Below are 9,108 nucleotides of genomic sequence, written 5' to 3'. Positions count from 1 at the left end.
GCCGCCCCCCGGCCCGCCGCCCCGGCGGGCGGGGGCGCGGCCCGCGCCACCGCCCGTCGGCCCGCCGCGGGATTCGCCGCCCTGCGCCCCCTGGCGCAGCGGCTCGGCGTGCGCTGGCCGGTGCTCGCGACGGCCGCCGGGGCCCTGCTGGCGCACGCCCGTTCGGGCAGCGGCGACGGGGAGATCGTCATCGGGCTGCCCGTGGCGTGCCGTACGGGAGAAACGGCCCGCGCGATCGCGGGGACGATGTCCAACACCCTGTCCCTGAGAGTGGAGGTACGGGCCGACCGGTCCGCCGCCGACATGGTGCGCGCCATCGGTGCCGAGATGACCGAGGCCCTCGCCCACCAGCGCTACCGGCAGGAAGACCTCCACCGCGACCTGGGCCTCACCGGCAGCGGACAGCGGATCCACGACGTCGCGGTGAACGTCATGCCCTTCAGCTTCGGCCGGAAGTTCGCCGGACGTCCGATGACCATGCACCACATCGCCGTCGGTCCCGTCGACGACCTGTCCGTCACCGTGCACCCGGAGGCCCACAGGTCCGGCCTGCGGGTGGACCTCTATGCCGACTCCGATCAGTACGGCCCGGCGGAGGCCGCGGCCGAAGCACGCCGCTACGCCCGCCTGCTCGGCAGGCTCACCGCCGAACCGGACCGCCCCGTGGGCGAGTTCGACCTGCTGTCGGCGGGGGAGCGGCGCCGTACCGTGCCGCGCGCCACCGTCCCCGATCCCCGGTCCGACCGCCGTACTCTGCCCGAACTCTTCGAAAGCCGGGCCGCCCGCACCCCGCACGCCGCGGCCGTCACCCACGGCCCGACGACCCTGAGCTACGGCGAGCTCAACGCTCGCGCCAACCGCCTGGCCAGGTCGCTCGTCCGGCGCGGCGCCGCACCGGGCCGCACCGTCGCGGTGGTGCTGCCCCGAAGTGTCGACCTCATCGTCGCGCTGCTCGCCGTGACCAAGACGGGCGCCGCCTACCTGCCCGTGGACCCGGAGTGGCCCGAGGAGCGCAGGGCCCTGATCCTGGCCGACGCCGATCCCGCCGACACGGTGACCACCGGCACTCTCGCGGACCACGCCGGCACCGGCGCGGACCGTGCAGGCGCGGCAACCGACCTGAAGGACACCGACCGCGCCGCCCCCCTCACCCCCGACCACACCGCCTACGTCATCTACACGTCGGGCTCCACCGGCCGCCCCAAGGGCGTGCTCGTCCCGCACCGCAACCTTGTCTCGCTGCTCGCCGCCACCCGCGCCGGGTTCGGCTTCCACAGCGGTGACGTGTGGACGATGTTCCACTCCAGCGCCTTCGACTTCTCCGTCTGGGAGATGTGGGGCGCCTTGGCGCACGGCGGACGTCTCGTCGTCGTCCCGCCGGACGTGGCCCGCTCGCCCAGAGACGTCTTGCGTCTCCTTGCCGACGAACGGGTCACGGTCCTGAACCAGACGCCTTCGGCTTTCCACGCGCTGGACCGGGCCGACGCCGAAGACCCCCGGCCCGGCCCGAAGCCGGCCCTGCGCCGGGTGATCTTCGGGGGAGAGGCGCTGCACCCCGCCCGGCTGCGCGACTGGCAGGAGCGGTACGGCGACGACGGCCCCGCCCTCGTCAACATGTACGGCATCACGGAGACCACGGTCCACGCGACCCGGCTCGACCTGACCCCCCGTCACAGCGCCGACCCTGGAAGCCCCATAGGCACCCCGCTGCCCGGCACCCGCCTCTACGTCCTCGACCACCGGCTGCGCCCGGTGCCGCCCGGCACCGCGGGAGAGCTCTACGTCGCGGGCCCCGGCGTCGCGACGGGCTACCTCAACCGCCCCGCCCTCACCGCCGAGCGTTTCGTCGCCGACCCGTTCGGCCCGCCCGGCAGCCGTCTCTACCGTTCGGGCGACCGGGTCCGCCGACGGCCCGACGGCGATCTGGAGTACCTGGGCCGCGCCGACGACCAACTCGCGGTACGGGGATTCCGCATCGAGCCCGCAGAGGTCGAAGCCGCACTCCTCGACCAACCCGGCGTGACACAGGCCGCCGTGACAGCCCGCACGGACGGCGCGGGCACGCCACGCCTGTTGGGTTACGTCGTACCCGACCGGGCCGCGGCCGCGGAGCCGGCCGCCCCGTACCTCGCCCGCATCCGCACGCGACTGCGCCAGACCCTGCCCGCGCACCTGGTGCCCGCCAGGATCGTCGCCCTGGACGCCCTGCCGCTCACCCCCAACGGCAAGCTGGACCGGGCCGCCCTCCCGGAACCGCCCGACACCGCGCCCGGCGGCGCCACCGCCCCTGCCACCCCCGAGCAGCGGCGCGTCGCTGCCCTCTACGGCACCGTGCTCGGCATCGCACACGCCGGGCCCGACGACGGCTTCTTCGACCTGGGCGGCGACAGCATCAGCGCGACCCGCCTGGTCAGCGCGGTCCGGGCCGAACTGGGCGTGGACATCGACGTACGCGACGTATTCCAGCACCCCACCGTCGCGGGACTCGCGGCCCGTATCGCCGCGGCCGCACCTCTTGCCGCGGGCCCCGCCCCGCACCCAGGCGATCCGCCCGATCGCCTCCCCCTCTCCTTCGCGCAGCGGCGCCTGTGGTTCCTGCACACCCTCACGGGACCCGACAGCGCCTACAACGTGCCCCTCGTGCTGCATCTGACGGGGGAGACCGACCAGGAGGCGATGCGGGCGGCGCTCGCCGATCTGACGGACCGTCATGCGACGCTGCGCACCGTCGTCCGCGAGGACGAAGGCACCCCCTGCCAGCACGTCCTGCCCCCGGCCGAGGCCCGCCCCTCGCTCACCGTCACCCGCCTCCCAGGCGTGGACGGGAACGGCGATCTTTCGGCCGCGCTCGCCACGTCCGCCCGCCACTGCTTCGAGCTCGAGACGGAACTCCCGGTGCGTGCCGAGCTGTTCCACCTCGCTGAGGGCCGCCAGACCCTGCTCCTGCTGCTGCACCACATCGCCTGCGACCACGCCTCGCTCGAACCGCTCATCGCCGACCTCGCAACGGCCTACGCGGCCCGGCTGCGGGGCGCCGCGCCCGAGTGGCCGCCCGCTCCTGCCCGGCACGCGGACTTCACGCTCTGGCAGCGCGGACGCCTCGGCACCGACGAGGAACCCACCCCCTTCGCCCAACGCCAGCGCGCGCACTGGACGGAGGTGCTGGACGGACTCCCCGAGCGGATCGACCTGCCGGCCGACCGCCACCCCGGTCCGGACGGAGAGGGCCCCACAGGCTGCGGCGACACCGTGGACTTCCGTATTCCGCCCGTGGTGCACGCCCGTGTCGCCGCGCTCGCCGCCGAGGAGGGATCGACGCTCTTCATGGCGGTGCACACCGCCGTCGCGGCCCTCCTCACCCGGCTCGGCGCCGGCACCGATGTCCCGGTGGGCACGGCGGTCTCCGAGCGCGCCGACGCTCGCTGGGACCGCCTCGTCGGCTTCCTGGTCAACACGGTCGTGCTGCGCTCCGACACCTCGGGTCCGGTGACGTTCCGTGAGCTGCTGCGCCGGGTGACCCGGGCCGACCTCGCCGCCTTCGCCCATCAGGACCTGCCCTTCGACCAGGTCGTGAAGGCGCTTGCACCGCACCGCGCCGCCGGCGGGCAGCCCCTGGTCCAGGTGATGCTGACCGTCACTCCCGCCCTCCCCGAAACAATCCGGCTGCCGGGCCTGACCGCCACCCTGGGTACGGCTCCCACGGCCGCCGCCAAGTTCGAGCTGACCTTCAGCCTGTACGAGCACCGCGCCGCCGACGGCACCGCCCTGGGCCTGGACGGACGGCTCGAATACCGCACGGCCCTCTATGACCGGGCCACCGCCCAGAGCATCGGGAACCGCCTGACCCGCCTGCTCGCCCACGCGACCGCCGAGCCCGACACCCCCGTACACCTCATCGACGTACTGGAGGAGGGGGAGCGGCACCGCCTGCTCACCACTTGGGGCACCACTCCGCTCGCCACCCGGGGCACCACCGCGGCATCCACCGTCCCCGCCACCGTCCCGGACCGCTTCGCCGAACAGGCGCGGCGGACCCCGGACGCCCCCGCGCTCCGGACCACGGACCGGACCCTCAGCTATGCCGAACTCGATGCCCTGTCCGACGGGGTGGCAGCCCGACTGTCCGACCGCGGTGCCACGGCCGGCCGTCCCGTCGCGATCCTCATGGAGCGGAGCACGGACTTCGTCGTGGCGGCGCTCGCCGTGCTCAAGTGCGGCGCCGCGTACATGCCGCTGGACGCGAGGGCACCCGCCGCCCGGCAGACCGGGATGACGACCGCGGCGGGAGCACGGCTCCTGCTCGTCGACGACACGACGGCGGCGGCCGCGCGGGCCATCGAGGGCGCCAGGACGTTCAACGTACGCGCGCTCCTCGACGCCGGGGACGACGCCGGGGACGACGCCGGGGACGACGCCGGGGACGACGCCGGGGACGACGCCCGTGACGACGCCCGGGACGAAGCCCGTGACGACGCGCGGAAAACGAGTGCCGTACAAGACGCGCGGCCCGCGCCACGGAGCACCCCGACCCCCGCCTCCCTCGCCTACGTCATCCACACCTCGGGATCGACCGGCACCCCCAAGGGCGTGGCGATCAGCCACGCGGACGTCGTCGCCCTCGCGAGCGACAGCGTCTGGCGGAGCGGTGGGCCGCTGCGCACCCTGATGCACTCACCGCACTCCTTCGACGCGTCGGCCATGGAGCTGTGGGTCCCCTTGCTCAACGGGGGCGACGTCACCCTCGCCCCACCCGGCGAGCTCGACCTGCCGACGCTCGTGCGCCTGGTGCGCGGCACCGGCCTCAGCACCCTCTGGCTCACCTCCGGGCTCTTCCGGCTCGTCGCCGACGAGGACCCCGACTGTCTGCGCGACCTGGACGCCGTGTGGACCGGCGGCGACGTCGTGCCGCCGCACGCCGTCCGCGCCGTCCGCGAACACGCCCCGGACACAAGGGTGTTCAACGGCTACGGGCCGACCGAGTCCACCACGTTCGCGACCCGGCACGCCGTCACCGACGCCGACCTGGACCTTCCACGGGCCCGGTCCGGAGTGCCGATCGGACGCCCCATGGACGGCGGCCGTGCCTACGTACTCGATCCGCATCTGCAGCCCGCCCCCACCGGCGTGACCGGAGAGCTCTACCTTGCGGGCGCCGGCCTGGCCCGGGGCTACCTCAACCAGCCCGCGCTCACCGCGGAGCGCTTCGTCCCCGACCCGCACGGCGGGCCGGGCACCCGCATGTACCGCACCGGGGACCTCGCCCGCTGGCTTCCCGGCGGCACGCTCGCCTTCGTCGGCCGCGACGACGGCCAGGTGAAGGTGCGGGGCCACCGCGTCGAGACCGAGGAGGTCGCCTCGGCCCTCGCCACCCACCCCGACGTGCGCCAGGCCGTCGTCACCGTGCGGGAGGACCGGCCGGGCCAACAGAGGCTCACCGCCTACCTGGTTCCGGCGGACGGCCGCACCCTCGACATCGACGCCGTACGGGAACACGCCGCGCGCACCCTGCCGGATTACATGCTGCCGCAGGCGTACGTCGCCATGGACCGGCTCCCGCTGACCCGCCACCACAAGCTCGACCGGGCGGCTCTCCCCGCGCCGGGCCGGGCGGCTTCCCGCCCGGGACTCCCGCGCACCGCTCGCGAACGCGTGCTGTGCGACATCGTCGCGGAGCTGCTCGACGCCCCGTCGACCGGCATCCACGACGGCTTCTTCGACATCGGCGGCGACAGCATCACCGCGATCCAGCTGGCGAGCCGGGCCCATGCGGCGGGCCTGCGGATCAGCGTGCGGGACGTGTTCCGCCACTCCACCGTGGCACGTCTTGCCGAAGCGGCGGAAGCCGTCGCGCCGGACCGGGCCCCCACCCCCGACGCTGCGGACGAGGGCGAGAGCACGGAAGCGCTGCCCCTCACTCCGGTCATGCACTGGTGGCTGGCCCAACCCGGCGGCGACCGGGCGTCCTTCAGCCAGCACGTCACCGTGCGCACCCCACCCGGCCTGACCCACGAGCACCTCGTCGCCTCGCTCCAGACACTCGTCGACCACCACCCGGCCCTGCGGCTGCGCCTCGACGCCCCCGGGGAGCCGGGTCAGGCGAGGCTCAGGACGGTCCCACCGGGCGCGGACTGTGCCGGCACGCGCGGCCCCGCCGACCGCGTCCACCGCGTCGACGCCACCGCCGAGGGGCACCGCCTCCCCGAACTCCTCGCCGACGCCGTACGAGCGGCCAGGGCACGACTGGACCCCGCCACGGGCGCCATGGTCGCCGCGGAGTTCCTGGACCTCGGCCCCGACCGGCCCGGCCGGCTCGTGCTCGCCGTGCACCACCTGGCGGTCGACGGCGTCTCCTGGCGCATCCTGCTGCCCGACCTGGCCGCGGCCCACCGAGCCGTGGCCGCCGGCCGCCCGGCCGAACTGCCCACCGCACCGACCTCGTTCGGCGGCTGGGCCAAGTACCTCACCCTCCAGGGAGAGACGGGGGCCCGGCGCGACGAACTGCCGCTGTGGGAGGACGCCCTGACGGGCACGGCCCCGCTCACGGACCCCACCCGCACCGCCACTCACCGGCACTTCGGCAGCACGGTCGCAAGCCGCACGCTCACCCTGCCCCCGGAGCGCACCCGCCCCCTCCTGACGGACGTACCGGCCGCCTTCCACTGCGGCATCGAGCCCGTCCTGCTCACCGGTCTCGCACTCGCCCTCGAAGAGTGGCGCCGCCGCAGGGGTCTGACCGCCGCCGGCCAGGGGCTCACCGTAAATGTCGAGTCGCACGGGCGCCCCGACCTGCCCGACCGGGACCTCACACGCACCGTGGGCTGGTTCACCAGCATGTTCCCCGTTCGTCTGGAAGCCACCGGCTGCACATGGACCGACGTGTGGACGGCGGGCCCGCGCCTCGGCCGGGCGCTCAAGCGCACCAAGGAACGGCTGCGGGCCGTCCCCGACCGGGGCATCGGCTACGGCGTGCTGCGCCACCTCGACCCGGAGACCACACCCGGGCTCGCCCGCCTGCCTCAGCCCCGGATCAGCTTCAACTACCTGGGCAGGATGGCCGCGCACGGCACCCGGGACTGGCACCTGACCCCGGACCCCACCGAGACGGCCACGGCCCATGGCGAGGCCGATCCCCGTACGGAGCCCGGCACCGGGCCCGACCCGGCCGGGCCGACCACCCCCGGCCGCGCCCCGCACCTCGTCGGCCTCGACGCCCTCACCCTCGACGGCCCGCACGGGCCCCGCCTCCACGCCACCTGGACCTGGGACGCCTCGGCGCTCACGGACGGCGAGACGGCCGAACTGGCCGAGCTGTGGTTCACCGCACTCGACGCGCTGGTCATCCACGCCAGAACCGCTGGCTCCGGCGGCCACACCCCGTCGGACCTGCCCCTCGTACCCCTCACCCAGCAGGAGGTCGAGAGGCTGGAGACGGCGCACCCCGGCCTGTCCGACGTACTGCCCCTGACCCCGCTCCAAGAAGGGCTGCTCTTCCACTCCTTGTACGCCCCGCACCGCCCGGACACCTACCAGGCGCAGTGTGTCCTGCATCTGCGGGGCGACCTGGACCCCGGCGCGCTGCGCACCGCGGCGGCCGCCCTCCTGCGGCGCCACCCCCACCTCGGGGCGGCGTTCGTCCACGAGGACCTGGCCCGCCCGGTCCAGGCCGTACCGCGCCCGCAGTCACCGCCCTGGCGGGACGTCGACCTCACCCGGGTGCATGCCGCACGCCGTGACCGGGTGATCGCCCGGATCACCGACGCCGACCTGCACGAGCGCTTCGATCTCGACCGCCCTCCGCTGCTGCGGTTCACGCTGTTCACGCTGGGCCCCGGCGAGTTCCGGCTGGCCCTGACACACCATCACCTCATCCTGGACGGCTGGTCGGTGTCCCTGCTGGTCGGGGAGCTCCTCGCGCTCCATGCCCAGGGAGGCGACCCCGACGCGCTGCCCCCGGTCACGCCCTACCGCGAGCACCTGGCCGTGCTGGCCCGCAGCGACCGGGACGCGGCGCGCGAGGCTTGGCGGGCCGCGCTCGACGGCGTACCCGATCCGCTCCGGCCCGGTGCCCCGCCCGTCGCCGCCCCTTCGGCGGCCCCGGCCGGCACCGCACGGACCGAGACGTCAGTGCCGCTCACGGAATCCCTCCGTGGGCTGAGGACGCACGGCCGCACGCTCAACGCGGCCGTCCAGGTTGCCTGGGCCTTGCTCCTGGCCCGGCGGACCGGAGCGCGGGACGTGGTGTTCGCCACGACCGTCTCGGGGCGCCAGCCCGAACTCCCGGGCATGGAGTCGATGATCGGCCTGTTCATCAACACCGTTCCGGTACGCCTGACCGTCACCCCGTCCGAACCGGTCATGGACCTCCTCACCCGCTTCCAGCGGGAGCAGTCCGCACTGCTGCCCCACCACCACCTGGGGCTCGGCGAGATCCAACGGGCCGCGGGGCGCAGGGACCTGTTCGACACCCATGTCGTCTTCGAGAACTACCCCATCGACCGGGCCGGTCCGGCGGGAACGGCTGCCGGCCTGCGGCTGGTGCGCAGCGAAGGCCGCGACGCCACGCACTACGCCCTGTCCCTGGCGGCGTTCGCCGACGAGTCCCGCCTGACGCTGCGCCTGTCCCACCGCACGGACACCGTGACCCGGGCGGACGCCGCGTCGGCCGCCGGTGAACTCGCCCTGATCCTGGCGGTGATGGCCGCCGACCCGTACGCCCCGGTGGCGAAGCTGCTGCGCCCCGAGCCGCACCCGGGACCGCTCCCCAAGCCGAGCGCCGACCAGACCCGTCGGCCGTGAGAGGAAGGACCGACCACCATGACCACCAACCCCTTCGACGATGCCGAAGGCGTCTTCCACGTCCTGGTCAACGAGGACGGGCAGCACAGCCTGTGGCCCTCGTTCAGCCCGGTGCCCGCGGGCTGGCGGGCGGTGCTCAGCGACGCGAACCGGCAGTCGGCCCTCGCGTACGTCGACGAGCACTGGACGGACATGCGGCCGAGGGCGGCGCGCCAATAGCAGGAGAGGGGGGGGGGGGGTGGGGTGGGGGGGCCGCGCCCACCACCCCCCCCAACCCGCCCAGCACCCGCCGGACGGGGGAAGACCGCGCGG

General features: G+C 74.7%; 2 protein-coding genes. Both read left to right on the top strand.

Going from position 1 to position 9,108, the window contains the following annotated elements; translation table 11 throughout:
- Positions 1 to 108: 108 nt before the first annotated feature.
- Complete coding sequence (locus ACFWY6_RS37730) at positions 109 to 8,796, top strand: amino acid adenylation domain-containing protein (protein ID WP_384700278.1); 8,688 nt, start codon at positions 109 to 111, stop codon at positions 8,794 to 8,796.
- An 18-nt stretch (positions 8,797 to 8,814) separates the two neighbouring features.
- On the top strand, positions 8,815 to 9,015 hold the full coding sequence (locus ACFWY6_RS37725; RefSeq protein WP_266871434.1) for an MbtH family protein: 201 nt from the start codon (positions 8,815 to 8,817) through the stop codon (positions 9,013 to 9,015).
- Positions 9,016 to 9,108: the final 93 nt, after the last annotated feature.

Origin of the sequence: Streptomyces sp. NPDC059037 (assembly GCF_042740015.1) — a bacterium.
GTDB lineage: Bacteria > Actinomycetota > Actinomycetes > Streptomycetales > Streptomycetaceae > Streptomyces.
This window is presented reverse-complemented; position numbering and strand designations above follow the sequence as displayed.